The following is a 26,958-nucleotide window of genomic DNA, read 5'->3' as shown; positions in this document are numbered from 1 at the left end:
ACCAAAACAGCAAGACCTTACCGAGGCCTGCTGCAGAAAGAACTGAGTTATGTCACGCCCTGCCTCCCTGTCTGCCTTCAGATCAGTTTTTAAACCACTTCTGACTGCCGCTACTCTTCTCTCTACTGCAAGCTTTGCTTTTGCTACAGCAACGCAGCCTGCGGCTCCCTCGGCAGCACCATCCGCACCGGCCGCTGTCGCGATTGAAAAACCGGCCTGCGGCGGTGATTATAATGTCTGGCTTGAAGGCGTGGTGACTGAAGCCAAAGCCGCAGGCATCTCAGACAAGGCACTTACAGAGCTGCATAAAGCCCGGCTTGATGAACGCACATTGAAGCGTGACCGCACGCAGACCGTTTTCAACCTGACCTTTGCCGAATTCTCCAAACGTCTGATTTCCGAACAGCGCCTGAAAAAAGGTCGCGAAAATCTCGTGAAATATGCAGATGTCTTCAAAAAGGCCGAAGACACCTATGGTGTTCCGGGACCGGTGATTGCTGCATTCTGGGGGCTGGAAACAGACTTCGGTGCTATTCAGGGCGATTTTGACACGCTGAACTCGCTCGTTACGCTGGCTCATGATTGCCGCCGTCCGGAGCTTTTCCGTCCGCAGCTGATCGCTTTGCTGAAACTGATGGATAAAGGCGTTGTGGATGCCGGCACCATGGGCGCATGGGCAGGCGAAATCGGCCAGATGCAGTTGCTGCCGAAAGACTATCTGGAACGCGGTGTCGATGGCGACAATGACGGTAAAGTAGATTTGCGCAACAGCGTGGCTGATGCGGTAATGACTGCAGCCCGTATGTTGTCTGAACTCGGCTGGCAGCGCGGCGAGCCTTGGCTGGAAACTGTGCAGCTGACACAGGATCTGCCATGGGAGAATTCCATCCGCACCTATCGCCTGCCCCATTCGAAATGGAGCGGCTGGGGCGTAAAGTCTGTCAATGGCAACGCACTCGGCGCTGATGACGGTGACGCCTCCCTGCTCATCCCTATGGGACGCAAAGGACCGGCATTCCTCTCCTACCGCAATTTTGATATTTTCGTCGAATGGAACAAATCCATCGTCTATGCCACGACCGCCGCTTATTTCGCAGCGCGTCTGGCTGGCGGCGAGCCTTTCCTGCTCGGCACACCGGAAGCCGGTCTTTCAACAGAAGAGCTGAAAGAACTGCAGAACAAGCTCGTTGTACGCGGCTATGACATGGGTCGAATCGATGGTGTTTTCGGCACCATGACCAGAGATGCCGTGCGCACTGAACAGCTGCGTTTGGGCATGCCTGCCGATTCATGGCCGACACGTGAATTGCTCGAAAAGCTATAAATTTAGTGGGATTTTGATGCCGTCTGTAAAAAATTTTACGGCGGCATCAAAACTTTTGACACCTGCCTAACATATTGTATTTTTTACAAGTTTAAAATTCTGCATTGATTGCGAAAGCTTCCTTCGCCGCTCCGCCCAGTGCCCTCCCATGAAATTAGACTTTTCTTTGGCCGTTTATGTCGATAAAATGACACAAACGGGAAATGTGCTGACACAGTTAAAAAACAGTCAATTTGATCGTGAGACCATGCCTCTTGCATGGGTGGTTAAAGAGACTGGAAGCGGCATTTCCGGTTTAGAGTTAAGAGAAGCGGCTCCGGCATATTCCCTCAGATCGGGTTCTGTCAGGAGTGACTTTCCGGCCTTTGAATGTTGTTCATACGGCATTTGAAAACTGAACTTACAACCTGCTCAGGAGGCAATCCATATGGGTTTAACGCGTTCAATCAATGCCTTGGTATTTTGCGCAGCTTTTGTTTTTGTCGCAGCAATGATTGTCGGTGTATTTCCCTGACCTCGCATATTCACCATCTGAATTTCAGATGCTGACCTGATATCTGCATTTCGGTTTCATAATCAGAAAATATACAGATTACGGTCTTAATTAGAGACATTTTGCAGGCATCACTTTTACAGATACCACCGGCATATTTGGCATTCCGCAAAAGTAGATAAATCAAGTCCTGTCATTTTTAAAAACGAAAAGCCCTGCGGAAACATTTTTCCGCAGGGCTTTTTCGTTTCATCCCATATATTTTCAGGCCGCTACCGGCGCCCTCACGCCAAGCAAATGGCAAATCGCAAAAGCCAGATCCGAGCGGTTCATCGTGTAGAAATGAAAATCATTTACACCGCGCTCAATCAGATCATTCACCTGTTCGGCTGCAAGCGCCGCTGACACCAGCATATGCGTCTGCGGATCATTCTCCAGCCCGTCAAAACGATCTGCCAGCCATGCCGGTATGCGCGTTCCTGCACGTTTGGAGAAATTCGCCACCTGCTTGAAATTATGGATCGGCAAAACACCCGGAATAATCGGAATATAAATGCCTGCGCGGCGCACACGCTCCACATAACGCTCATAAAGATCATTATCGAAGAAGAACTGCGTAATCGCGCGGGTTGCACCATTATCGACTTTGCGTCGCAGCATTTCAATATCAGTAGCAAAATCCGGACTTTCCGGATGCTTCTCCGGATAGGCAGAAACGCTGATATCAAAATTGGCAATGGATTTAAGACCGGCCACAAGATCGGCACCATTCTGATAGCCGCCCGGTGTCGGCTGATAGACTTCACCGATACCGCTTGCAGGATCGCCACGCAGCGCCACAAAGCGCGTCACACCCAAAGAAGCAAAGGAGCGGACGATAGAATTGACCTCTTCCTTAGTTGCATCCACGCAGGTCAGATGCGCGGCAGGCGTAATGGATGTTTCTTTGATGATACGGGCAATGGTTTTATTGGTGCGCTCACGGGTCGAACCGCCCGCACCATAGGTCACAGAAACAAAAGCCGGATTAAGCGGTGCCAGGCGCGTCACTGTCTCCCAAAGACGATCTTCCATCTCTTCAGTTTTCGGCGGGAAAAACTCGAAGGATACACGGATCGGATGCGCGCTCTCGGAACGGCGCTGCTGGCCAAAACTAGACATCGGAAATCTCCGTTCTTCTTGCCGTCATAGTTTGCACCATGGGGCAAATATTCATGGTCATGTCACCATGAAGAAAATCAAAACTGCGCCTGCCCGCACCTGAATGGCGCAAAGCTAAACATTGGAATGCTACTCAATATTGCCGATGCCCCTCTAAGTGCGCCTCAAAGTGCACCTCAGGCAGCATCGGCGATCAGCATTCGCGGATCACGCGCAAGCCACAGTTTAATCACAAGACCGGAAGCCTGCCCGCCCTGCGGCTCAAGCGCTTCAATCTTCTCCGGCTCAAGCCCTGCGGCTCTCATCCAGCCGGTCATTTGCTCATCGCTGAAACCAAGCCGCAAATGGGCATGTTCGTCACGCAGGAATTCCAGATCATGCGGCGCAAAATCCACCACCAGCAAACGCCCCTGCGGGCGCAGCGCACGCGCAGCCTCACGAATGGCCGATTGCGGCTCGTCAAGGAAGTGCAGCACCTGATGGATAGTCACCAGATCATAACCGTCGCGGTCAACCGGCAGCGCATAAATATCGCCCTGACGCACCTGCGCATGGGCAACACCGGCCTGATCCAGATTGGTGCGCGCAACTGTGAGCATATCGCGATTGATATCAATGCCCACACCGCGCACATAAAGCGGGCTGAACATTTCCAGCAAGCGGCCGGTACCGGTGCCGATATCCAGCATAGACTGGAAAGCCTGTTCGCCGACAATACCACGCAGCGCATCTTCAACCATTGTTTCATCAATATGCAGCGAGCGGATCTGATCCCAGCTTTCTGCATTGGCACTGAAATAGGCAGTTGCCCGCTCATGGCGCTCGGCTTTCACCTGCGCAAGACGCTCCTGATCGCGCAGCAGCAGCGGATCCTGATTGTCCTGCCAACCGATCAGTGCACGGGAAAGCCCCTGATGGATCGGGGTTTCCGACAGGCGGAAATAGGCCCATGACCCTTCCTGATAGCGGCTGATTAAACCGGCTTCACTCAGCAATTTGAGATGGCGGGATACACGCGGCTGAGACTGGTTGAGAATAGATGTCAGATCAGAGACCGTCAGATCACCACCGGCAAGCAGCGTCAGAATACGCAACCGGCTTGGCTCTGCCGCAGCCTTCAGCACTTCCACCATTTCTTCAAGAGCCAAAGGCTTGCCAGTCATACCGCACTCCGCATTTAAAACACATAAAGATATGTTTATGTGATCTATGCGATTATTGCAACTAAAATCGACTGATAAAAATGTTAAAATACCATATTTGATTTAAGCACAATCACGGCAAAGCACATCACAGGAAGCTTCCATGGCCGCATCCGCAAAACGCCGCAAAGAGATTGAACTGGCGCTCCGCTTATTGGCGCCACATACGCCTTATTTTGATGCGGAGCAAATCCGCGAAGCAGCTGCCGCACCGCATATGCGCAGCCTCACTGCACAAAATGCCGTGCGCCTGACACTGCTCGCCTATATCCGCCACACCTACACCGACTACGACAAATTACGCGATGAAGGACTGGATAAAGACAGCGCGCTTTATTGGATTCAGGATCAGATTTCAGAAAAACTCAGAGAATGGCAAGCAACGGATTTACTGCCTGACATTAATTACAGTGACCAATAAAATAAATATGTGGGAGATTAAAAATGTAATTTAAATCACTAAAAGGATTTCATAATGCCATTTAAGTTTCAAATCAAGAATGCAAGCACATCTAAATTTCTACATCCACAAATAAGTAATCTTGCTAACACCTATATCACCTATAGTATAAAGGGCACACCTACTGATAACACGAATAACCTCATATGAGTGACCACCGCAGATCCAAAACCAAGCTCCTCTACGTCGGCCGGTATGAGATTCTACAATCCTGAGTGCAACATCTACCTCGGGGACACGGAGCAACCAGCAAATTCCGCTCTTGCTAGTGGCGCTGTGGCATCAATTTCAGGCACTGTGGCAGGGGCACCAGATTTTACAACTCCGGGCATCGTAAGCAAATGGTTTCTGCAAACCGCCGGGTCAGGTCAATATAGAATCTTTATTCATGACAACGACACCAACAACACCAGAAAACTGATGATGGATGTCAACAACGACTATAGAGTAATAATAACCACAGATACTCGTCCACCTACAGCAAGTATAAGCGACTTATGGACTATTGAATACGTATAAATAAAAATATAGGAAAAAACAATGGTAAATTTTCTAACATTTGTAAACACAACCACTGATTCAACATATCCAAATCCAAAATTATATATAAGCCCATCAGTACCAGTCAATAATACCAATACAATTTTGAAATATCCCGCCGCAGTACTCCAAGCAGGCACAACAATGAGTGACACTACTGATGCAGGGCAATATTTTGTAATTCATGATTGGCCCGCAACACCAACTGCCGCAGGGGTGCCGTTATACGAACCATCCACAGGCTTACCATTAACTGCCCCCTTATATCATCCGGCAACTGGCGGTTTCCTGGACTCTCTGGGACAGACAACCCAAATAAATGGCTTTACATGCTACCTGGCAGGATCTGAAACATTTCTTCCTACACCTCAAACAGACCAATTTCGCTTCATTTCAACAGGCGTAACTACCGGCAACATCCAAAAAGTAAATATCGTTAAACCACTAGACGATACCAATACAAATTTTCTGGTGCTTGCTTACTACAACAGTGATGGCTCCGTACAGCTTGTAGAATCATCAGATGACTTCGCTGCAATTCCCACTGCCCTTTCCATAGAATGGCTGGTATATGTAAAAAAAGATAATGTTCCTCCTTATCATAAAGTAATAAATGCAACACCTTCAGAAGAAGTAACCGATATATAATAAAACAATATTATAATTTGTTTTGATTTACTTTCTTAAAAATCAACACTTCCCGCGCATAACAACCATAAATACGCGCGGGAAGTGCAGCAGCACTTTACCATCCACTGTCAGCGGATAATGTTCTGCTAGTCGCTCCGTGTATTCCTCCAGATAATCGCGCTGCTCTTCTTCACTGAGCGGATTTAGAAACGGACGCAGGCCGGTGCTTTTTACCCATTCAGTAATTGCCGCATGCCCCTCAAGCGGGTGATTATAAATCGTGTGCCAGATATCAATATGGGATGCGAGCGGTATCAGAGCATCATAATAAGCATTCACACTCGGCATTGGCGGACGGGGCGCTTTATTGAGACGTTCAATCCAGCGACTGTCTTTTGCCACCTGCCGCATCATGCGATGGGACGGTTCATTCCAGTTATCCGGCATTTGCACAGCCAGTGCGGCACCTGATTTCAGTCCCTTCAACAAGCGCTGCAAATGCTGGATATGCTCAGGAATCCACTGGAACACCGCATTTGAAAATAGCAGATCAACATCCGCATCCGGCTGCCATTGCGTTACATCGCTTAAATAAAACGGCACATCAGGCAACCGTTTCTGCGCCTTTTCAATCATATCCGGCGACGCATCAAAGCCGGATAGTTGCGCCTGCGGCCAGCGCTTTTTCAAGGCCTCAGTGGAGTTGCCGGGCCCGCACCCAATATCAACAATGACCGCAGGATCTTTCAGCGGAATACGGGCGATGAGATCATTAACCGGTCTTGTGCGCTCATCCTCAAATTTCAGATATTGCTGTGCCGACCAGTCTTTCATCGTGATGCTCCTGTGCCTTACCTATAACAGACAATCTATAGCACCGGTGCATTTTGCCAAGCACTTTACAAACAAAAACGCCCTCCTTTCGGAGAGCGTTTCTATAACTTCAAATCTGCAACAATTTCTGTAGTCAAAAGTTGCAGGCAGCGGCGAAAATGGTGATTTTCGAGAACCGGAGCGGAGCGTACTTATAGTACGTGAGCACCGGAAGTCGAGAAAAGCGCCATTTGCAGCCCTGCATGCGGCTTTTGACCCCGAAATTTTAGCGTGTCAACGGCTTATAGGTCACCCGTTTAGGATTAACGCTTTCAGGTCCGAGACGACGTACCTTGTCAGCTTCGTAATCTTCGAAGTTCCCTTCGAACCACTCCACATGGCTGTCGCCTTCAAAAGCCAGAATATGCGTGGCCAGACGGTCGAGGAACATACGATCGTGCGAGATGATAACAGCGCAACCAGCGTATTTTTCCAGCGCATCTTCAAGCGCCGCCAGTGTTTCCGTGTCCAGATCGTTGGTCGGTTCGTCGAGGAGCAACACGTTGCCGCCCGTCTGCAGCATCTTGGCAAGATGCACGCGGTTGCGCTGACCACCGGAAAGATTGCCGACTTTAGCCTGCTGATCGCCGCCCTTGAAGTTGAACGCACCGCAATAAGCGCGGGAGTTCATTTCAAACTTGCCGAGCTTGATGATGTCATTGCCGCCGGAAATTTCTTCCCAGACATTCTTGTTCGGGTCAAGGTGATCACGGCTCTGGTCAACATAACCGAGCTTAACAGTATCACCGATACGCACACTACCGGTATCCGGCTGTTCCTGACCGGTGATCATTTTGAACAGGGTCGATTTACCTGCACCGTTCGGCCCGATCACACCAACGATACCGCCCGGAGGCAGTTTGAATGTCAGATTGTCGATCAACAGACGATCGCCGAAGGATTTGGACAGGTTTTCAACTTCGATAACCACCTGACCAAGACGCTCACCCGCAGGAATGAGAATCTGCGCATCGCCCGGACGCTGATTTTCAGCCGCTTCAACCAGCTTGTCATAGGCCTTAATACGGGCTTTCGACTTGGACTGACGTGCCTTAGGGCTCGCTGCAATCCACTGGCGTTCACGCTCAAGCGCTTTTTGGCGGGAATCGTCTTCACGCCCTTCCTGAATCATGCGCTTAGCCTTGGCTTCCAGATAGGCAGAATAGTTGCCTTCATAAGGAATACCGCGACCGCGGTCGAGTTCGAGAATCCAGCCGGTCACATTGTCGAGGAAGTAGCGATCATGCGTGATGAGCAGCACAGCGCCCTTATATTCACGCAGGTGCTTTTCAAGCCATGCAGTGGTTTCAGCGTCCAAATGGTTGGTCGGTTCGTCAAGCAGCAGCAGATCTGGCTTGGAAAGCAACAGCTTGCAAAGTGCAACGCGGCGGCGCTCACCACCGGACAGAGTGGTTACATCAGCATCGGCAGGCGGGCAGCGCAGAGCTTCCATCGCCATTTCAACCTGACTTTCCAGATCCCAGAGATTCTGGCTGTCAATAATATCCTGAAGTGCCGCACCTTCGTCAGCGGTTTCATCAGAATAATTCATCATCAGCTCATTATAACGGTCAAGAATGGCCTGCTTGTCAGCCACACCTTCCATCACATTGCCGAAAACAGTTTTTTCAGGATCGAGATGCGGTTCCTGAGCCAGATAACCACAGGTCGCACCATCGGCGAGCCATGCTTCACCGGTAAACTCTTTATCGAGACCAGCCATAATCTTGAGGATTGTCGATTTACCGGCGCCGTTCGGGCCGAGAATACCGATTTTCGCATCAGGATAAAATGACAGGTGCAGATTTTCGAGAATCTTCTTTGTGCCGTAGTTTTTATTCAAACCCGACATATGATAAATAAATTGACGTGCCATTGGGTGGCTGTTCTCCGAGAATTTGAGCCCGTAATGTGTGGGAATTCGCTTTGATGCGCTATTTAGGCTAAATATTGCGCAGGGGCAATGCCAGAACAGAGGCGAAGAAGACGCGATAAGCATCTTCCCCTGTTTAACCTCTGAGGGTCTGAATAAAAAATCACCATTTGCAGCCAAGTGGGCGACTTTTGGATCAGACTCTGAATAGCTGATTATTATTACAAGTATAGTCTCCGCACTCCCGAAACAAGGTTTCACAATGCCGTTTAACAATCCTGAAATCCTGTTAAGTCCGAGCGGTGCAAAACTGGCATTGCGTTTTCAACCGGCGAAGAAAACGGCAATCGGCAATATACAGATCAGCCACGGCCTTGCTGAACACGCTGCCCGCTATCAGGAATTTGCGGAGCATCTCGCGGAGCACGGCTTTAACGTCTATGCCCATGACCATCGCGGACACGGATTGACCAGCGCACCGGATGCACCGCTCGGCCAGTTCGCAGCCAAAGATGGCGATGAAAAAGTGCTGCAGGATATCGGCTTTGTTGAAAAAACAATCCGCGAAAGACATGAGCAACTGCCACTCATTCTCTTCGGCCATTCCATGGGGGGATTGGTAACACTCGCTGCTTTATGCGGAAAATTCTGCACGCCCGATGCAGCAGCCATATGCAATTCCAATTTTGCCAATGTGCTGAATCAAACACTGGCTTTCACTTTACTCAAAGCCGAGCGCATGTTTCTCGGCTCCGATGTACCGAGCCATTTCCTGCCAGCCATGACTTTCCGCACATGGGCAAAGCAGGTGAAAAATTACCAGACGCAATTTGACTGGCTGTCCCATGATACAGCGGAGGTTGCGCTTTATAATAATGACCCGCTCTGCGGCTATGATCCGTCGGTCAGTATGTGGATCGATGTTTTCCGCTTTATGCGTCGCTGCAACAATCCTGCACCGCAACAAGCGATACCGTTGCATATGCCGCTTTATTTACAGGGTGGCGGACAGGATCCTTCGACTGAAGGTGGCAAATCCCTGCTTGCACTGGAGAAAAGACTGAAAGCTTCCGGTTTCAGCAATATCACCACACAGATTTATCCGGATATGCGTCATGAAAGCCTGCATGAAACAGATCGCGCGCGTTTCATGCAGGACTTTACGTCATGGGCATTAAAGGCAATCGCCTGACAAAACTTTAAGCCAGCCACTTGTCATAATCAGACACGAGCAGGTGTAATGGCCGGACATCATCTTCCACATCGGAGAACCGGCCGATCGGTTCACGGAAGATGTTATCCGTGAGATCATCATTGACGGTTGAAACCTCGCCGATTAGCACATCTCCGCCCTCGCCCCAGAAAGCATGCCAGTTACCGGGCATCAGGGTAACGCTCTCACCCGGATCAAGCTTCAGCAAACCTCCGGCAGACAGTCGCTTGATACGCCCGTCACAGGCAACAACCACGTCGCTTTTATCGTCAATCGAGCCATCCGGATTGGAATTGAACATTTCCAGTACCAGTTTGGCACCGCCGCGATTGATAATGTCCTCAGCTTTCACCACATGGCGATGCATGGGCGACAGCTGGTTCTCGCGCGAGATCATGATCTTTTCTGCATAGAGCATACCAGTGCCTTTTTGCAGATCTTCGGCCTGTCCGTTGCGCACGGTAAACAGGAACAGCCCCATTTCATCGAAACGCCCCTGCCCGTAATCAGTAATATCCCAGCCGAGACGCGCATTGCGGATTGCTGCACTGTCATCGCTCACACGGGTGCGCATTTCCTCCGGCGACCAATAGGCAAAAGGCGGCATGACAAAACCGAAAGACCGGATAAAGCGGTCACTTTCACGGATAATTTCATTAATTTCCGAGCGTTTCATAAATGTTTCCTCCAGCGGTCATCCGTTTGATACAGGTCTTGTCTGCGCAACAGAAAAGCACGGCCTGCCCCGTCTGACCAGTCCCTTTTCGGTTACAAAATATTGCCGCCGATAAATTTCCGGATGCGGCGGTTTGGCGTGTCGTCTTTACGCGAAGCCCATGTCGTTTTCGTATGCGCGTCCGCCATATTTCAATGGTTGAATACGGATAATCAGAGCAGATTTTTTGAGAAATATTCTGAGACTTAACTCTTGTCGTCAATCTTAATACCCATACGGGATCAGGCTTTTTCATGTCGCACATAAGCCACTCCGGCTGCGACATGTTTTAAAGTCCGGCACCCCCGATGAACAACGCTATGCGAGGCATATTATGGACGTCCGCAATCAGATGCTGAGTGACTTGTTGGGGCGCGACCCGAATTTCAGTCTCGGACAGAAATTCTACACAGATCCCGACTTTTACAAGCTGGATCTTGAACATATCTGGTACCGTGAATGGGTTTTTGTCGGCCATGATTGTGAACTGCCGAAAGCAGGCAGCTATATCACTGTGCAGATCGGTGATTATCCGGTGATTGTCGTGCGCGACAGTCAGGGCGGCATCCGCGCTTTTCACAATACCTGCCGCCATCGCGGTTCACGTATCTGCACAGCGGAAAAAGGCACCGCTGCCCGCCTCGTCTGCCCTTATCATCAGTGGACTTATGATCTGGATGGTAAGTTATTGTTTGCCCGTCAGGTCGGGCCGGATTTCAAACCGGCAGATTTCGGCCTGAAAACCGTGCATTGCGAAACCGTCGCCGGTTACATTTATATATGTGTCGCGGATGAAGCACCGGATTTCAACGCTTTCCGCGCAACAGTTGAGCCTTATCTGGCGCCTCACCAGATTAAAGATGCCAAAATCGCCTTTGAAAGCACGATCATTGAAAAAGGCAACTGGAAGCTGGTCTGGGAAAACAACCGCGAATGCTACCATTGCGCTGCCAACCATCCGGAACTGTGTCGTACCTATCCTGAAGCACCAAGCGCCACCGGCGTACAGGGCATGATGGAGGATGAGGAGACCAACCAGCTCTGGAAGCGCTGTGAAGATACCGGCCTGCCTGCTAAATTTAATATGTCTGAGAACGGCCAGTATCGTATTGCCCGCATTCCGCTGCTGCGCGATGCCGACAGCTATACAATGTCCGGCAAGCCCGCTGTGGCTAAAAGCCTGAGCACTGAAGTCAGAGCGTCCAAAATCGGCGCGATGCTGCTGTTCAACTATCCGTCCACATGGAACCATGTGATGATTGACCATGCAATTTCTTTCCGCGTGCTGCCGATCAGCGCCGAGGAAACCATGGTCACCACCAAATGGATGGTCAATAAAGATGCAGTTGAAGGCGTTGATTACAATCTTGATGAGCTGACCCATGTCTGGATCGAGACCAATGATCAGGATCGCCGGATTGTGGAAGAAAACGCCCGCGGCATCCGCTCACCGGCCTATCAGCCGGGGCCTTATTCCGTGGAGCATGAAGGCGGCGTCATGCAATTTATTGAATGGTACGCCAATTTCATCACCCCGCGTCTGCAAGGTGAAGTTGCAAAACTCAGCCGCGTGGCCTGATGCTCAACGCAATATCCCGGAGCGCAGCACAGCGCTCCGGACAATATCATGACAGGCAGGTTCACTATGAACCCACCTCAAGCCCCCTTCAGGTGAAGAGCAGCACGAATGAAATATCTTGATGAAATGCTGCCGTGGAACGACAGGCTTCAGGTTCTGGAATGTGATGCGGCGATTGAAGAAGCGCCGGACGTGATGACTTTCTCGTTCCGCACGCCGGAGAATAATAACTGGTTCCGCTATATGCCGGGTCAGTTCATCACGATTGAGATACCGGCCGCACCGGAACCGGTCATGCGTACCTATACGCTGTCTTCCACGCCGTCGCGCCCCTATTCCGTATCCATCACCATTAAGGCACAGGCAGGCAGTATCGGTACCCGCTGGATGCTGGATAATATGCGTCCGGGCATGCAGCTGAAAGCTTTTGGTCCTGCCGGTGACTTCTCACTCGTTTCGCATCCGGGCAAAAAATACCTGTTCATCTCAGCCGGTTCCGGCATCACGCCGATGATGTCGATGACGCGTTTTCTTTATGATACGCAACCGGCCAGCGATGTGGTTTTTCTCAATTGTGCCCGCTCACCGGATGAAATCATTTTCCGCAAAGAGCTGGAACTGCTTGCCAGCCGTATGGATAACCTGCGCCTGCAACTGGTTGTTGAGCGTTCCATCGCCCGCAATGTCTGGAGCGGCGTTCATGGCCGTATCAGCCATAGTATTATTGATATTTCCGCGCCGGACTTCAAAGACCGCACAGTTTTCTGCTGCGGCCCAGAGCCGTTTATGCGCGCTGTACGTGACATGCTTGAAGCCAATGGCTTCAACATGGACAATTATCATCAGGAAAGCTTTCAGCCCGCCTCGGAAGCTCCCGCCATACCGGTGCCTGCCGCGCTTGAAGCCGCAGCCGGTGATGCGGAGACCGAAGCGCCGAGCGTTATTTTCACATTATCCGGTATGGAAGTGCAGTGCAGCCCGACCGATACTGTGTTGCTGGCAGCGCGTAATGGCGGGTTGAAAATACCAAGCGCCTGCGAGTTTGGTGTCTGTGGTACGTGCAAAGTCAAATGCCTCAGCGGCGAAACCGTCATGAACCATAATGGTGGTATCCGTGATGATGAAATTGAAGAAGGTTATATTCTTGCCTGCTGCTCTCATCCTTTGGGTCGGGTGGAAATCGAAGCCTGATCCTCTTGACCTTTCCGCGTGCTTTCGTCACTGATCGCTCTCGGACGTGACGCAGCGGGAGAATGGGATGCCACAACACGATCAGAAAAACTCCGCCTTTATTGTGATTGATATTCAGAATGATTTTTGCCCCGGAGGCGCGCTGGCTGTAGCCGGCGGGGACAGTATCGTTGCAGGCATCAATCAGGAGATTGAGCACTTTGACCATGTCATCCTGACACAGGACTGGCATCCCGCAGGTCATTCCAGCTTCGCTTCGACCCATGAAGGCCGCGAGCCTTATGAAATGGTAACAATGTCCTATGGCAAACAGACTTTGTGGCCGGATCATTGCGTACAGGGAACCCATGGCGCGGAGTTTCATAAAGACCTGCAATGGACAAAAGCCGAGCTGGTGATCCGCAAAGGCTATCGTAAAGCTATCGACAGCTATTCCGCTTTCTTCGAAAATGACCACATGACCCCGACCGGTCTTGGCGGCTATTTGCGCGAACGCGGCATTAAACATGTAACACTCGCAGGTCTCGCTACCGATTTCTGTGTGGCCTATTCAGCACTGGATGCGGCAGCACAAGGTTTCAAAGTCACCGTATTACCGGATTTAAGCCGCGCGATTGATATTGGCGGCTCGCTGCAAACCATGATGAGCCAGATGCGCAATGCGGGCGTAGCGTTCCGTTAAAACTGCATTCTCCCCGCAATCAACAAGGCAGCGCTCGACGGCTGCCTTTTTTGCTTTATATAGACGCCTTTATCCTCCTACCCGTTTTCCGGAACAGAAAGCCTCACCGTGATTGAGAAAAAAGACGTTGTAATTATCGGTGCAGGCGCAGCCGGAATGATGTGTGCAATCCGTGCCGGCCAGCGGGGTCGCTCCGTCGTACTGATTGACCATGCGAAATCCCCTGGTGACAAAATCCGCATTTCCGGCGGCGGCCGCTGCAACTTCACCAATATTCATGCAACGGCAAAAAACTATCTGTCCGCCAATCCGCATTTTTGCAAATCCGCACTGGCACGCTTCACGCCGCAGGATTTCATCGCCATGGTCGATAGTTACGACATCAGCTGGCATGAAAAAACATTGGGGCAGCTGTTCTGTGACCATAGCGCCAAAGACATCATCAATATGCTGCGCACGGAAATGCAACAGGCCAATGTGCGGCTTGACCTCAACACCACAGTTTCGGACATCAGCAAAACCACAGACGGTTTTATAGTTACGACGAGCTATGGCAAAATCGAAGCGCAATCGCTGATCATTGCCACCGGCGGCAAATCCATCCCGAAAATGGGCGCCACGGGTTTTGCTTACACGATTGCCGGTCAGTTTGGGCACAGCCTGATTGAACCCCGCCCCGGTCTTGTACCTTTGACGCTGGAACCCAATCTGCTGGAACAGCTCAGCCCGCTTTCAGGGATAGCCGTCGATGCCGAACTTAAACATGGCAAAACCCGATTCCGCGAAGCACTGCTTTTCACCCATCGGGGTATGAGCGGCCCTGCGATTCTGCAGATTTCATCCTATTGGCGCGAGGGCGATGAGGTCGTTTTGACCATTGAACCGGACTTTGACTTCCTCGCATTGTTAAAAAATGCACGAAAAACGAATGGCAAACAATCTGTCCAGACGGTCCTTGCAGAAAAGCTACCCCGCCGTTTAGCCCAGTTTTTCACGGAAAAGACACAATTGAACAAGCCTCTGGCTGATTTGTCCGACAAGATCTTAACAAATCTCGTTACCGCAATTCAGGATTGGCATATCAAACCGGCAGGTTCCGAAGGATATCGCACGGCAGAAGTTACACTCGGCGGTATCAGCACCGATGAGCTCGACTCAAAGACGATGGAATCCAAAAAGGTACAAGGTCTTTATTTCATTGGAGAATGTGTGGATGTAACCGGCTGGCTTGGCGGATTTAACTTCCAATGGGCATGGGCATCGGGCCACAGCGCAGGTCAGGCCGCATAATATTCACGTGACAAATCATACGTTTTCGTGAGCGGCGCGCACACTTACATTATGGCGGAAAAGTGTCAATGCGATCACATTTACTTCAAGTCGATAAGAACTTGCTGTTGCATATTTGTGACAGACATTTCCGAGGCTATATTTTATGTTTCTAACGAAATCTAAAAGGAGTTCATCACATGAAATATACAACTCTGGCAGCTGCTCTGCTTCTCTCCTCCACAAGCGCTTTCGCAGCTGATGCTATCGTTTACAACGAACCAGCTCCTGCTGTTGTAGCTGACACTTTCTCCTGGACAGGCGGCTATATCGGTCTTAACGCCGGTTATGCAGGCGGCAAGAACAAGTTCAACGGTTACGACAACTTCGCAGTATCCGCTAAAGACAATGCAAGCGGCTTCCTCGGCGGTATTCAGGCCGGTTACAACTGGCAGTTCGACCAGACCATCGTTGGTATCGAAACTGACTTCCAGGGCGGCAACCTGAAATCCGACGCTGAAGTAACTTACGGCGCGACCACATACGGTGCAGAAGCCAAAATCAACTGGTTCGGTACAACCCGCGTTCGTCTCGGTTACACACCGGTTGACCGCTTCATGGTTTACGCAACAGGTGGTGTTGCTTACGGTAAAATCAAAGCTTCTGCTTTTGATGGCGTAAACAGCTTCTCCCAGTCCGACACTAAAGTTGGTTACACTGTAGGTGCCGGTGCAGAATACGCTGTTACAAACAACGTAACTCTGAAGACCGAATACCTCTACACCGACCTCGGCAAGCTGAAACTGGATGATGTAAACGGCGTTCGCTTCGGTGAAGTTAAGGCTCCGTTCCACACAGTACGCGTTGGTGTGAACTACAAGTTCTAACCCATACTTGCGAACTAAAAAGAAAGCCCCGCATTGCGGGGCTTTTTTTATTTCTGAACAGCCAACTCAAACCGGCAGCAAAAACGCCGTCACAAAAGGTCTTGCAATTCCCTGCCGGTGGTCAGCCCGTATTCTTTATCACCATACCCATATTATAATCCCCCGCACCTACCCCACGGCATGGTTTATGCTTATCTATACATCAGCACTATGATGTATCGGGAGAGATATGAATAAGTCCTGTTTCGCAATTCTTCTGGCTTGCAGCCTGTTTCCGTCTTCACTTCATGCCGCCCCTATCGGCGAAGTGATTGCCGAAATGGCAGGTAAATGCTGGAAATTGCCGGAGAAAATTGACTATCAAAAAGCATCAGCCATTTTTGAAGTCACTTATAATGCGGAAGGTGAGTTATTGGAGATCATCACTGTCGAATATCGCCCTGTGCGGGAAGCGGGCAAAGTCTTTGCTCTCAGTGCACAACAGGCACTTCTGGATTGCGCCAATAAAACCGATGTTAAATCCAGAACAATACGGGTGGTCATGAATTACACCGCGCCAAGATCCAATGAGCCACTGATTATGAAAAGGTCTCTGCGGTAAGATCAGCGCAAATTTCCCGAACACAAGGCCTATATCAGCAAGCCGAGTTCTTTTTGCTTTTTCTTTGACAGTCCCTGCGCAACAAGATGGTAGGATTGCAGGATATAATCCTTCAGCTCATCGTCACTGAGACCCGGCTCCGCATAATGCTGTATCCACTTCATGCCGCGCGAGGCAAGATATGGCGCAGGGCGCAACCCCGGCTGCTCCTGCAGCATTTCAAATGCAATATGACTGACTTTAAAACTGAAACTCGGCTGATCATTATGCCAGCCGCCAATGACAAAAACCTTGCCGCCGACTTTCCAGACATGTGAACCACCCCATTGAACAACATAAGTTGTTGCCGGCAAGCTGCTGCAAAAGGCATTATATTCGTCATAAGTCATAGCTACTCACCACATCAAAAAATGATCTGCACAGAGCAGAGATAATATCTTACTGTTTTTAAACACCAAGATGTTAAACTACGCACTTCCGTCCTTTTCACCATTTAAGAAGCATCCGACATTTATGGCCAGTGAATTATCAAACCTAGAATCCGCAACAAAATATCTTTCCCCTACCGACAAAGACCGCTTCTTCAAAATTAAGCGCGACATGGAAGCATCCGGCGCTTCAAGAAAAAGCATTGAGGAACGCTTGCGCGCCTTTCTATGGGATATTGTTGAATCCGACGATGATGATGAAAATGAGGACGACACGCTTTAAGCAAAAGCCGTCTCCATGAAACCAGTTATGAACTCGGCTGCAACTCTTATAATATTGGCTTTGCTGCACGGAAGCAGCAAAGCTCTGGGGAAGATTGTTTCGGGAACAGATGTCTCTGAAATACTAATCAGCTTCACCGGAACCATATTTATCGGCACTGCCGTAACATGGGCTGTGGTCTGGATTATTTTAAGATTGCTCCAGAAGCAGGAACTCACAATCACAGTGACCAACTGGATTTTAGCCGCAGCAACAATCACCAGCTTTGCGCTGGCAATAATGCGCATATAATAACCTAACAAATCCAAGTGAGGATGGTGGGCCCGGAGGGACTCGAACCCCCAACCAAGCGGTTATGAGCCGCCGGCTCTGACCAATTGAGCTACAGGCCCACGCAATCCCGATCTACCTGAATCGAAACATGATCGCAAGACTAACTCGCTTATCAGCCAAAACATTATCAATCAGTGTTTAAAGACATACCGGATATTGACGACGGCACAGCATATCATTCTGTAAAACAAGATATTTCCATAATTTTAGCGACAAAAGCCGTCTTCTTATCCGCATAAAAAAATCAGGCTGCGAATCTGTTCGATTCACAGCCTGACAGGAAATCAATTCAACCAGTCAATGCCGGATTAACGCAAGATCGGGCAACCACGCGCTTTACCGAAGAGCACGCTCACCGGACGGCCATGACGATAACCGGAGACGCGGATCGTTGAGCGGTTGCTATGCACACGCATCCCGCGAATGCCCATACGCGATGCTTTGGAGACCGCATTGCGCGGTGTGCAGGCATAACGGTTCGGACGATATTGCGGACGATTATAATGGCCATGACGATGGTTCACCTGCACCACCGGCGCACCGGTTGCCGCCACACCGCTGATGGTGAGCGATACTGCAGGCGATGCGGCCTGTGCCGATGCACCCGCCGAGAAAACACCGGCAAGACCAATCAGGCCGGAAACAATTGCTGCCTTCATTGAGAAACCCGACATATTGTCCTCCTTGGATAATTCTTTGCTTGTTGCGATATCCAATATTTAGCAGGCTATTTCTGAATGCAGCAGCAATCAATCATTCATTTGCAGTTCATCTGATCACTTTTTATCAGGCAATGTGACCGGTCATATGTTTCAGATATGCCTCTTCATCCGGTAGATCATGATCATAAGCAGTGATCTTGCCACGCACGGAAATACCGGCCTCATGCACTGTTTCTTTGGAGCCGGAAACAAGCGGATGCCACCACTCCAGATCCCTGCCCTCAGACACACGGCGATAGCCGCAGGTCTCCGGCAACCAGCGCACGGTCTCAATGATTTCCGGTGTCAGGAATACGCAATCCGGCACAGTTTTTCTGCGGTTCGGATAATCCGAGCACTGACAGCTTGTGCCGTCCAGCAAAGTACAGGCAACACTGGTGCCGTAAATCTCGTCTGTATCGTCATCCTGCAATTTATGCAGGCAGCACTGGCCGCAGCCATCACAAAGGCTTTCCCACTCCTGCTTGTTCAACTCACGCAATGTTTTGGTTTGCCAGAATGGTTTCTTCATAACGCCCTCACCTTCCCGCAGCATTTTAGCAAACTTACTGCGGCCGGATAAATCAATTTCAAAATAAAAGGCCCGGTAAACCGGGCCTTATGTCTCGTCAATTTCGCCTCGGTTTAACGAAATAAATTGTCGCCCTGCTCATCAATAATCTGGCGGGCTTTGATGAGGGTAATATTTACCGCATCATCCATGGTTGCGAAACGATCTGCGCGGATGAATTTATGTTCTTTCATCTCGCCAGCGATTTCCTTACGGATCAAGCCGCAGGTCTGAAACTGTCCGGCTTCGGCAAATGGCGTTGCCAGAATGATGAAGCCCTTATGCTCACTGCTGACCGGCTCAGCCTGAGCCTTGCTGTCTGCGGCCTCAGAAGAACCAAAACCGAAAAGGCGTTTAAGAAAAGACATTCTATCCCCTAGAGCATTTCGCAGTTAAATGGGATCATTTAACGTCCGCGACAATGCGACAGTTAAAAGAATTTAGAGCGAGCGCAGCGGCTAGTATTAAACACGACACGCTCTAAAAAATGCCGCCACCACAGGGATGACGACACTTTCTTGTGCTTTTTAGCTATCCAGGAACGAGCGCAGCTTGCGCGAGCGGCTCGGATGCTTGAGCTTACGCAGTGCTTTCGCCTCGATCTGACGGATACGCTCACGGGTAACCGAGAACTGCTGACCAACTTCTTCCAGCGTGTGGTCGGTGTTCATACCGATACCAAAACGCATACGCAGAACACGTTCTTCACGTGGGGTCAGCGATGCCAGAACGCGGGTTGTGGTATCACGCAGGTTTGCCTGAATGGCTGCATCAATCGGCAGCAGCGCATTCTTATCTTCAATGAAGTCGCCCAGATGTGAATCTTCTTCATCACCCACCGGCGTTTCAAGGGAGATCGGCTCCTTGGCGATTTTCAGCACTTTACGCACTTTTTCCAAAGGCATAGCCAGCTTTTCAGCCAGTTCTTCCGGTGTCGGTTCACGGCCGATTTCATGCAGCATCTGGCGCGAGGTACGAACGATCTTGTTGATCGTTTCGATCATATGCACCGGAATACGGATGGTACGTGCCTGATCCGCGATAGAACGGGTAATCGCCTGTCTGATCCACCATGTCGCATAGGTCGAGAACTTATAACCACGGCGATATTCGAACTTATCAACCGCCTTCATCAGGCCGATATTGCCTTCCTGAATAAGATCAAGGAACTGCAAACCACGGTTGGTATATTTCTTGGCAATCGAAATCACGAGACGCAGGTTTGCTTCAACCATTTCCTTCTTGGCAATGGTTGCTTCGCGCTCGCCCTTCTGCACCTGATTAACGATGCGGCGGAATTCACCGATCGAAATCGCGGTTTCAGTGGCCAGATTCTGAATTTCCGAACGCAGATTATCAATGCCGCGTTTTTCCTTGGCAACAAAGTCCTTCCAGCCGCGGGCTGTCAGGGTTGCAAGACGGTCAGTCCAGTTCGGGTCAAGTTCATTGCCCTGATATTCTTTGAGGAATTCTTCACGGCGCACGCCGAAAGATTCCGCAAGACGTAACAGCTTGCCTTCGTTCTGAACGAGACGCTTGTTAATGTCGTAGAGCTGCTCAACCAGCGATTCAATACGATTCTGGTTCAGCGACAGCGACTTAACTGCTTTGATCAGCTGATCTTTCAGTTCCTTGTAGCGGCGCTCCTGCGAGGTCGACAATTCACCGGCAGCAGCCAGACGGCCTTCAACCTGCTGATCCTGCAATTTGCGCAGTTTCTTATAGGTATCAGCGATCAGATCGAGGGTTTCCATGACCTGAGGACGCAATTCGGCTTCCATCGCAGCAAGCGACAGATTGGCCTCATCATCTTCATCCTCGTCATATTCTTCCTGAATTTCACCGCCGACATTGGTGATATCATCGTCATCGCGTGAACGACGGCCACCCTTGTCATCACCGCGCGCAGGCTGTTCTTCCACACGCTCGATCACCGGCGCCTGTTTTGCTTCAGGACCCGCATAAGTGGTTTCAAGATCAATGATTTCGCGCAGCAAAATCTGCTGGTCGTTCAGTGCTTCACGCCAGATAATCAGAGCCTGAAATGTCAGCGGGCTTTCGCAAAGCCCTGCAATCATAGTTTCGCGGCCAGCTTCAATACGCTTGGCAATCGCGATTTCACCTTCACGCGACAACAGTTCAACCGAACCCATTTCGCGCAGATACATACGCACCGGATCATCGGTACGGTCTGTCGGCTCTTTTTTGGTGGTCGTTGTCGCCAGCGCGGTACCGCCGGCTTCTACCAGATCACCGCCGCTTTCTTCGCTGTCATCGTCGCGCTCTTCTGCGTCGGCATCCTGCTCGTCATCTTCAACAACATTGATGCCCATATCGGACAACATCGACATTGTATCTTCGATCTGCTCGGATGTGACTTCCTCAGAAGGCAGCACGGCATTCAGCTCGTCCATCGTGACATAGCCACGCTTCTTGGCGAGCTTAATCATCTTCTTGACAGCGTCGTCCGAAAGGTCGAGAAGCGGCCCATCGGTCGCGCCATCGCGCTCGACTTCAGCTTCTTCGTTTTCCTTTGCCTTCGTTGCCATATATTTATCTCCAGACGATCGGTTTGTTTTGTCCATCGGGCAGAATGAACAACAAAACAAACGATTCGCGTTATGCCCCGTGACTATCGATAGTATCGGCAATAGCGCTTTCGCGTTAAAACCGGATTAACCGTGCTGATTACCGGCTGCGGCAATTAAAACAACGGTTTGCAAATTTCATATTTACAGAGCTTTCTCAGCCCCGTATTGACCTCATACCGGCCATAAACTCCGGTAATGACATTGTTCAGATGCTGTGTATTATCGCCTTTCAGCGACGAACGAGCTCTCACCGATACAATTAAAGAATGCGACTCATATGATTCGCATGGAAAAAGCGAATCATTTATGCAGATTCGCGACAGAGTGACGCCGGTTAAGCACCGAACAATGCAGTTCTGAGCAGTTTTTGTTCAAATTATCTCTGTTTGGCGACCTTATTCACGTATCTGTTTATCCTCAGAAACCGCCGGGCGGGCGTCCTGAAGACTGACCGAAACCTTCAATAAGCGCTTCGGTTGCATCGGCCTTGCGAATTTCGCTCTGAATATCAATCAAACGCGCAAAAACCTCGGCTGACGCTTCAGTGGAAAGAGCCTCTTCTACGGCTCTTAGTTCCTTATGTAGTGTCCGTGCGCGCAGATGCAAGTGCATCGCCTGTTTGAGGGCTTCGCGGGCATCATCTTCGGCTGCCAGCAGCGTTGCAGGCCACAGACGCGCACGGCGCACCACCAGCTCCAGCTCATCCAGCAATTCTGAAAAACCGTTTTCATTGAGGATTTTACGCATCATCTTACCGTCTTCGGCAAGATGGCTGGCCATCACATCCAGAACCGCGGCATGAAGCGCCGTCAGCCCCGCATGGGTCAGTTCCAGTGTAGCTACAACCTCAAAATTCTCATCGATCAGTGCCGGATGATTAATCAGCGTCAGAACGATCGTCGCCTCGCGCAGACTTGGTGCGGATGAACCGCCCTTCACAATCGCGGAACGGGTCAGACTGTCAGAAGCCTTGGTTGAGGCCGCATTGCCAAAGCCACCACCGAAACCGCTACCTTTACCGCGCTGCGGCTGAAAATTACCCTTGCCGCCGAAGCCACCGGCCTGCTTACCGGCATTCTGCCGCCCCCATTTAGGACCGAAGAAGCTCTGCGATTTCTCGCGCATATGCTGGCTGTAATAATGTTTGACGCTTTCGTCCTTGATGCGCGCCACATGGGTGCGCATCCGTGCATCAAGTTCAGCACGGCGCTCCGGCGTTTCAAAATTCCCGCCCGCAGTTTCCCGCATCCACAGCATTTCAGCCAGCGGTTTGGCATCCTGCAACACGACACGAAATGCGGAAGCACCCTGCTCCTTGACCAGATCGTCGGGGTCTTTACCCTCAGGCAACAGAGCAAAAGCCAGCGATTTGCCCGGTTGCAAATTCGGCAAACCGGTATCCACCGCACGATAGGCAGCACGAAGACCGGCCTGATCGCCGTCAAAGCACAAAACCGGCTCAGGGCTGATCCGCCAGAGCAAAGCCATCTGCTCCTCGGTCAGTGCCGTGCCAAGCGGCGCCACCACCTCGTTGAAACCTGCCTGAGCCAGTGCGATCACATCCATATAGCCTTCAACGGCAATGACCGGTTTGGCTTCTTCGCCATTTTGCGCCTGACAGGCACGGCGCGCGTGTACCATATTGTAGAGCACGCGACCTTTATGAAATAGTTCGGTTTCCGGTGAGTTGAGATATTTCGCAGGTGCATCCGGTGACATTGCACGTCCGCCAAAGGCGATTACGCGATTGCGGCTGTCGGTAATCGGAAACATAATGCGGTCGCGGAAACGGTCATAAGACACCGCAATGCCTTCACCATGCACAACCATGCCGCAGGCTTCAATCTGCTCACGGGTTGCGCCTTTTGAGGCCAGATATTCCTTGAGAATATTGCGCCCCTCCGGCGCATAACCGATACGGAACTCGGCCTGCGTCTGCGCATTTAAGCCACGGTCGCGCAAATAAGAACGCGCTTTGGCACCAACGGATGCCTGCAACTGATCTTCAAAAAATGCTGCGGCCAGTTCCATCACATCATAGAGCGTGCCGCGCTTTTCCTCGCGTCTCTGCTGTTCGGCATCCATAACCGGCATCGGAACACCGGCCATATCGGCGATCCGTGCGACAGCCTCGGGAAAGTTCAAACCTTCGAGTTCTGTAAGAAAACGGAAATGATCGCCCGTCACACCACAGCCGAAACAATGATAGCGGCCTTTGCGATCCTCACAGTGAAAGCTCGGGCTTTTTTCACCATGAAAAGGACAGCACGCCCAGAAATCCCCCTTGGACGCATTGGTTTTCTTGCGATCAAAACTCACGCGTGTCCCGATCACAGACGATATCGGAACGCGGTCGCGGATTTCATCAAGGAAGGACGGGGGGAAACGCATGCGCCTTTAAATTCTCTCTCAGTTCTCTTGCCAGAACAATACTGGCTTCGGGGGACATCAGACTTGTCCCCTCACCTTAATAGCACGGAATACAGAAAAACACGCCTCAACAACGCATCTTTCCCCGATACTCACATGCCGGTTCCTGTGCAAGTGCAGCCTCTCCTATAAGCGGGTAGCACAGTTGTCATAATTATCGCTTATCATCTTATACAACGGGACAGCAATATTATCCTTCAGTACCTGAAAATGCAGGATTTTGATTTAGTCGGCTAACTGTCATAAATTTGTCATAAAAACTTTAAATACCATCTGTTAGAGGTAAAATCCCTCTTCCAAATTAAGCATAATGTGCCTAGATTGATTAGCCAGTGCATGATTTTCGCACTGCATTTTATCCGTCCTGATCATTCCGCCAAATCACTGCAGCAATGTTGTGTATGCGCGAACAGGAACGGAGCATCCGGAGACAATCCGGGGAACCACAAAGGATGAGCTAATCATCCGGTAATAAAAAAGGAATACGCATTTGAATGGTTCAGTCGTCCTCCTGCATCTTGCAGGGGCAGTCGCGTTGCTCTTATGGGCAACCCGTATGGTTCGGGCAGGCGTTGAAAGCGCCTATGGCGACCGGTTACGCCGACGACTGCGCAAATATATGCAAAAACCGCTTCTGGCGGTCAGCTTCGGTGTTTTGCTGGCTGTATCCCTACAAAGCTCCACGGCCGTCACTTTGCTGGTCGGCTCTTTTGTCGGCGCAGGCTTTGTCAGCGGTGTGGCCGGACTTATGGCCGTGCGCGGCGGCGAGCTCGGCTCTGCCCTTGTCGTTAAAATCCTGAGCTATGACCTGACTTTGCTGGTGCCTTTGGCGCTTGTGGCAGGCACATTCATTTCCATGTCTTCCGAGCGTTTGTTCTGGCGGCAGAATGGTAAGATTCTGGTCGGTATCGGCCTGCTTATTCTCTCGCTTGAACTCACAGGTGAAGCGACAACGCCATTGCGCGACAGTCAGCTGCTGCCGGTGATTGTCAATTATCTGGCGAGCGATCCGGTCACCACTTATCTGCTTGCAGCGCTGATGACATGGCTGTTCCATTCATCAATTGCCGCAATCATCTTACTCACGTCTTTCGCCTCACGCGGCCTCATTCAGCCGGATCTGGCTGTGGTAATGGTGCTTGGCGTCAATCTTGGCTCTTCTATCATCGCCCCCCTGCTCACACGCAATGCCCCGCCGGAAACCCGCGTGGTACCGCTCGGCAATCTGCTGATGCGCGGCGCAGGCTCTCTCGTTATCCTGATCCTGTTTCTGTCCTTTAAGCCTCCGGTCGAGTTTCTCGGCTCCGATCCGGTCAGTCAGGTTGTGAATGCGCATATCCTGTTCAATACGATTATTCTGATTGCAGGTATTCCGCTGTCAGGACTTGTGCTGCGCGCTACGGAAGCACTGGTCAATCTTAAAGCCAAACCGGAAGCACCGGCAGAAACTGTATTCACGCAGGAAATCAGCGCGCTGGATATGAGCGTCATCAACTCCCCGCCACTTGCCCTCGGTAATGCAACGCGTGAAGTTGTGCGCACCTGCGAAACCGTTGACGTGATGCTGCGCCGGATTATGGATCTTTATGAAAAACCGGATCAGGTCGGCATTAATGAACTGGCAAAACTGGATGACCGTCTGGATGCCCGTCATGCCGCCATCAAGCTCTATCTGGCGAAACTGGCGACCAAAAACCTGAGCGAAGATGAAGCTCTGCGCACGCAGGAACTACTCGGTGCCTGCGTTAAACTGGAACAGGTCGGCGATATTATTGTGCGCAATATGCTTGCCCATGTGCAGAAGAAGATGGATCGTAAGCTGGAGTTCACAGAAGAAGGCTGGGATGAACTGACCGAATTCCACGCCATGGTCGTTTCCAATGCGCATCTGGCCTTCAACGTATTGGTATCGCGTGACAGCTATACGGCGCGCCAGCTCGTGCATGAAAAAGACCATCTGCGCGATATGGAGAAACGCACCAGCGAAATGCATTTCCAGCGCCTGCGTGAAGGAACTGTGCGCAGTGTCGAGACCAGTTCGATCCATCTGGATACGATCCGCGATCTCAAGCAGATCAACTCGCTGCTGGCTTCAATGGCCTATCCGGTACTGGAAGAAAAAGGCATGCTCGGCGGCACCCGCCTGAAAACAGTGACGGAAAGCTGACACAAAAAAGCCCGCGTTGATCGCGGGCTTTTTGTTTTTCTCAATTATTCAGGATCAGCTACCGAGCAGTTCTTTCAGCACACCGCTGGCCTTAGCGAAATCCATCTGGCCGGTATAACGTTCTTTAAGAACCGCCATTACCTTACCCATATCGCGCAGGCCTTCCGCACCGACTTCGGCAATGGCAGCGGCGCTGTTGGCGCGGATTTCTTCATCGCTCAACTGCTGAGGCAGAAATTCTCTGATGATCTCGATTTCAGCGCGTTCATTTTCAGCCAGTTCAATACGATTGCCTTCTTCGTACATTTTGGCAGATTCTTCACGCTGCTTGATCATCTTGGCAAGAATTGCCAGAATTTCATCATCCGATACAGGGTCTTTGCCTGCACCGCGATTGGCAATGTCGCGATCCTTCAGAGCAGCCATAATCAGGCGCAGCGTTGAAGCACGCATTTTTTCATGGGCTTTCATAGCCGTTGTCAGAGCTTGCGAAATTTCCTGACGCAGCATTTCTTATCTCCTTGGCAGGACAGCATTATATATTCGTATCCGGCCTGTTAAATTTATAAAATCCGGTCAGAGCAAGGCGCGGTCAGTTGTCTTTTTATAAACACGCGCATGATGCAAATTTTACAGAAATCAGAGCGTGCGCACAAAACAGAATAAAGGCGATACGCTCCTGAATGCAATAAAGCTGGCCGGAATAAGCAAATCAAAGGCCTTATAGCGCAATTTGCAGTCTTGGCAAAACCATCAGCTTA

The 26,958-nt window shown here is 50.7% G+C and carries 25 protein-coding genes and 1 tRNA gene; 13 read left to right on the top strand and 13 right to left on the bottom strand.

From position 1 onward, the window contains the following. The first annotated feature begins 49 nt into the window (after window positions 1-49). Both F7P81_RS13215 and F7P81_RS13210 read left to right on the top strand, forming a co-directional pair. Window positions 50-1,324 (top strand): lytic murein transglycosylase, encoded by a 1,275-nt coding sequence (locus F7P81_RS13215; protein WP_075656115.1) that lies wholly within the window; start codon window positions 50-52, stop codon window positions 1,322-1,324. Between the two features lie 148 nt (window positions 1,325-1,472). After that, window positions 1,473-1,715 (top strand): hypothetical protein, encoded by a 243-nt coding sequence (locus F7P81_RS13210; RefSeq protein ID WP_139316405.1) that lies wholly within the window; start codon window positions 1,473-1,475, stop codon window positions 1,713-1,715. A 366-nt stretch (window positions 1,716-2,081) separates the two neighbouring features. On the opposite strand, the gene metF is transcribed toward F7P81_RS13210, so the two are convergent. Together metF and F7P81_RS13200 are read right to left on the bottom strand one after the other, a co-directional pair. Further along, a complete protein-coding gene (gene metF / locus F7P81_RS13205) occupies window positions 2,082-2,978 on the bottom strand; it encodes a methylenetetrahydrofolate reductase [NAD(P)H] (protein ID WP_075656113.1) in 897 nt (298 codons plus the stop codon). Between the two features lie 176 nt (window positions 2,979-3,154). Further along, a complete protein-coding gene (locus F7P81_RS13200) occupies window positions 3,155-4,141 on the bottom strand; it encodes an ArsR/SmtB family transcription factor (RefSeq protein ID WP_022711000.1) in 987 nt (328 codons plus the stop codon). A gap of 142 nt (window positions 4,142-4,283) precedes the next feature. Here F7P81_RS13200 and F7P81_RS13195 point away from each other — a divergent pair, with 142 nt between their 5' ends. Continuing rightward, window positions 4,284-4,601 (top strand): DUF2293 domain-containing protein, encoded by a 318-nt coding sequence (locus F7P81_RS13195; RefSeq protein WP_151159839.1) that lies wholly within the window; start codon window positions 4,284-4,286, stop codon window positions 4,599-4,601. A gap of 579 nt (window positions 4,602-5,180) precedes the next feature. Next, window positions 5,181-5,828 (top strand): hypothetical protein, encoded by a 648-nt coding sequence (locus F7P81_RS13190; protein ID WP_151159837.1) that lies wholly within the window; start codon window positions 5,181-5,183, stop codon window positions 5,826-5,828. Between the two features lie 42 nt (window positions 5,829-5,870). Here the strand turns inward: F7P81_RS13190 and tam are convergent, their stop codons facing one another. Next, a complete protein-coding gene (tam, locus tag F7P81_RS13185) occupies window positions 5,871-6,644 on the bottom strand; it encodes a trans-aconitate 2-methyltransferase (RefSeq protein ID WP_151159835.1) in 774 nt (257 codons plus the stop codon). 265 nt (window positions 6,645-6,909) lie between these two features. After that, window positions 6,910-8,559, bottom strand: coding sequence for an energy-dependent translational throttle protein EttA (gene ettA, locus F7P81_RS13180; protein ID WP_022710994.1), 1,650 nt, complete (start codon window positions 8,557-8,559; stop codon window positions 6,910-6,912). A 259-nt stretch (window positions 8,560-8,818) separates the two neighbouring features. Between ettA and F7P81_RS13175 the strand changes: the two genes are divergently transcribed. Beyond that, window positions 8,819-9,748, top strand: coding sequence for an alpha/beta fold hydrolase (locus F7P81_RS13175; protein WP_151159833.1), 930 nt, complete (start codon window positions 8,819-8,821; stop codon window positions 9,746-9,748). A gap of 7 nt (window positions 9,749-9,755) precedes the next feature. On the opposite strand, the gene F7P81_RS13170 is transcribed toward F7P81_RS13175, so the two are convergent. Next, window positions 9,756-10,445 (bottom strand): D-lyxose/D-mannose family sugar isomerase, encoded by a 690-nt coding sequence (locus F7P81_RS13170; protein WP_022710992.1) that lies wholly within the window; start codon window positions 10,443-10,445, stop codon window positions 9,756-9,758. 373 nt (window positions 10,446-10,818) lie between these two features. Here F7P81_RS13170 and F7P81_RS13165 point away from each other — a divergent pair, with 373 nt between their 5' ends. The 6 genes from F7P81_RS13165 (at window position 10,819) to F7P81_RS13140 (ending at window position 16,693) form a co-directional block, all read left to right on the top strand. Then, a complete protein-coding gene (locus F7P81_RS13165) occupies window positions 10,819-12,063 on the top strand; it encodes an aromatic ring-hydroxylating oxygenase subunit alpha (protein WP_151159832.1) in 1,245 nt (414 codons plus the stop codon). Window positions 12,064-12,171: 108 nt separating this feature from the next. Next, on the top strand, window positions 12,172-13,254 hold the full coding sequence (locus F7P81_RS13160; RefSeq protein WP_075656095.1) for an FAD-binding oxidoreductase: 1,083 nt from the start codon (window positions 12,172-12,174) through the stop codon (window positions 13,252-13,254). Window positions 13,255-13,321: 67 nt separating this feature from the next. Further along, a complete protein-coding gene (gene pncA, locus F7P81_RS13155) occupies window positions 13,322-13,936 on the top strand; it encodes a bifunctional nicotinamidase/pyrazinamidase (protein ID WP_022710989.1) in 615 nt (204 codons plus the stop codon). Window positions 13,937-14,044: 108 nt separating this feature from the next. Continuing rightward, window positions 14,045-15,226: a BaiN/RdsA family NAD(P)/FAD-dependent oxidoreductase gene (locus F7P81_RS13150; protein WP_151159831.1), complete on the top strand. Its 1,182-nt coding sequence runs from the start codon at window positions 14,045-14,047 to the stop codon at window positions 15,224-15,226. Window positions 15,227-15,405: 179 nt separating this feature from the next. Beyond that, window positions 15,406-16,092, top strand: a complete 687-nt coding sequence (locus F7P81_RS13145; protein ID WP_151159829.1) for an outer membrane protein — start codon at window positions 15,406-15,408, stop codon at window positions 16,090-16,092. Window positions 16,093-16,321: 229 nt separating this feature from the next. Further along, window positions 16,322-16,693 carry a hypothetical protein gene (locus tag F7P81_RS13140; RefSeq protein WP_151159828.1) on the top strand — a complete coding sequence of 124 codons (372 nt, stop codon included), beginning with the start codon at window positions 16,322-16,324 and terminating at the stop codon, window positions 16,691-16,693. Between the two features lie 29 nt (window positions 16,694-16,722). Here F7P81_RS13140 and F7P81_RS13135 read toward each other — a convergent pair whose 3' ends face one another. After that, entirely contained in the window at window positions 16,723-17,082 is a 360-nt protein-coding gene (locus F7P81_RS13135; protein ID WP_151159826.1) for an MmcQ/YjbR family DNA-binding protein, read from the bottom strand. A 124-nt stretch (window positions 17,083-17,206) separates the two neighbouring features. Between F7P81_RS13135 and F7P81_RS13130 the strand changes: the two genes are divergently transcribed. After that, window positions 17,207-17,404, top strand: a complete 198-nt coding sequence (locus tag F7P81_RS13130; RefSeq protein WP_151159825.1) for a hypothetical protein — start codon at window positions 17,207-17,209, stop codon at window positions 17,402-17,404. Between the two features lie 315 nt (window positions 17,405-17,719). Here F7P81_RS13130 and F7P81_RS13125 read toward each other — a convergent pair. From F7P81_RS13125 to dnaG, 6 genes are all read right to left on the bottom strand, one after another. Then, window positions 17,720-17,796: transfer RNA gene (locus F7P81_RS13125), tRNA-Ile, on the bottom strand. 249 nt (window positions 17,797-18,045) lie between these two features. Further along, window positions 18,046-18,411: an antifreeze protein gene (locus tag F7P81_RS13120; RefSeq protein WP_151159824.1), complete on the bottom strand. Its 366-nt coding sequence runs from the start codon at window positions 18,409-18,411 to the stop codon at window positions 18,046-18,048. A 112-nt stretch (window positions 18,412-18,523) separates the two neighbouring features. Beyond that, complete coding sequence (locus tag F7P81_RS13115) at window positions 18,524-18,970, bottom strand: YcgN family cysteine cluster protein (protein WP_051139026.1); 447 nt, start codon at window positions 18,968-18,970, stop codon at window positions 18,524-18,526. A gap of 113 nt (window positions 18,971-19,083) precedes the next feature. Further along, window positions 19,084-19,377 (bottom strand): HlyU family transcriptional regulator, encoded by a 294-nt coding sequence (locus F7P81_RS13110; RefSeq protein ID WP_151159822.1) that lies wholly within the window; start codon window positions 19,375-19,377, stop codon window positions 19,084-19,086. A gap of 159 nt (window positions 19,378-19,536) precedes the next feature. Further along, complete coding sequence (gene rpoD, locus F7P81_RS13105; protein WP_022710979.1) at window positions 19,537-21,558, bottom strand: RNA polymerase sigma factor RpoD; 2,022 nt, start codon at window positions 21,556-21,558, stop codon at window positions 19,537-19,539. A gap of 459 nt (window positions 21,559-22,017) precedes the next feature. After that, window positions 22,018-23,991: a DNA primase gene (gene dnaG / locus F7P81_RS13100; RefSeq protein WP_151159821.1), complete on the bottom strand. Its 1,974-nt coding sequence runs from the start codon at window positions 23,989-23,991 to the stop codon at window positions 22,018-22,020. A gap of 529 nt (window positions 23,992-24,520) precedes the next feature. Here dnaG and F7P81_RS13095 point away from each other — a divergent pair. Next, entirely contained in the window at window positions 24,521-26,197 is a 1,677-nt protein-coding gene (locus tag F7P81_RS13095) for a Na/Pi cotransporter family protein (protein ID WP_075656065.1), read from the top strand. Window positions 26,198-26,251: 54 nt separating this feature from the next. On the opposite strand, the gene F7P81_RS13090 is transcribed toward F7P81_RS13095, so the two are convergent. Next, complete coding sequence (locus tag F7P81_RS13090; RefSeq protein WP_022710976.1) at window positions 26,252-26,707, bottom strand: GatB/YqeY domain-containing protein; 456 nt, start codon at window positions 26,705-26,707, stop codon at window positions 26,252-26,254. Window positions 26,708-26,958 lie beyond the last annotated feature (251 nt).

Source organism: Pseudochrobactrum saccharolyticum, assembly GCF_008801715.1.
GTDB classification, from domain to species: domain Bacteria; phylum Pseudomonadota; class Alphaproteobacteria; order Rhizobiales; family Rhizobiaceae; genus Pseudochrobactrum; species Pseudochrobactrum saccharolyticum.
This window is presented reverse-complemented; position numbering and strand designations above follow the sequence as displayed.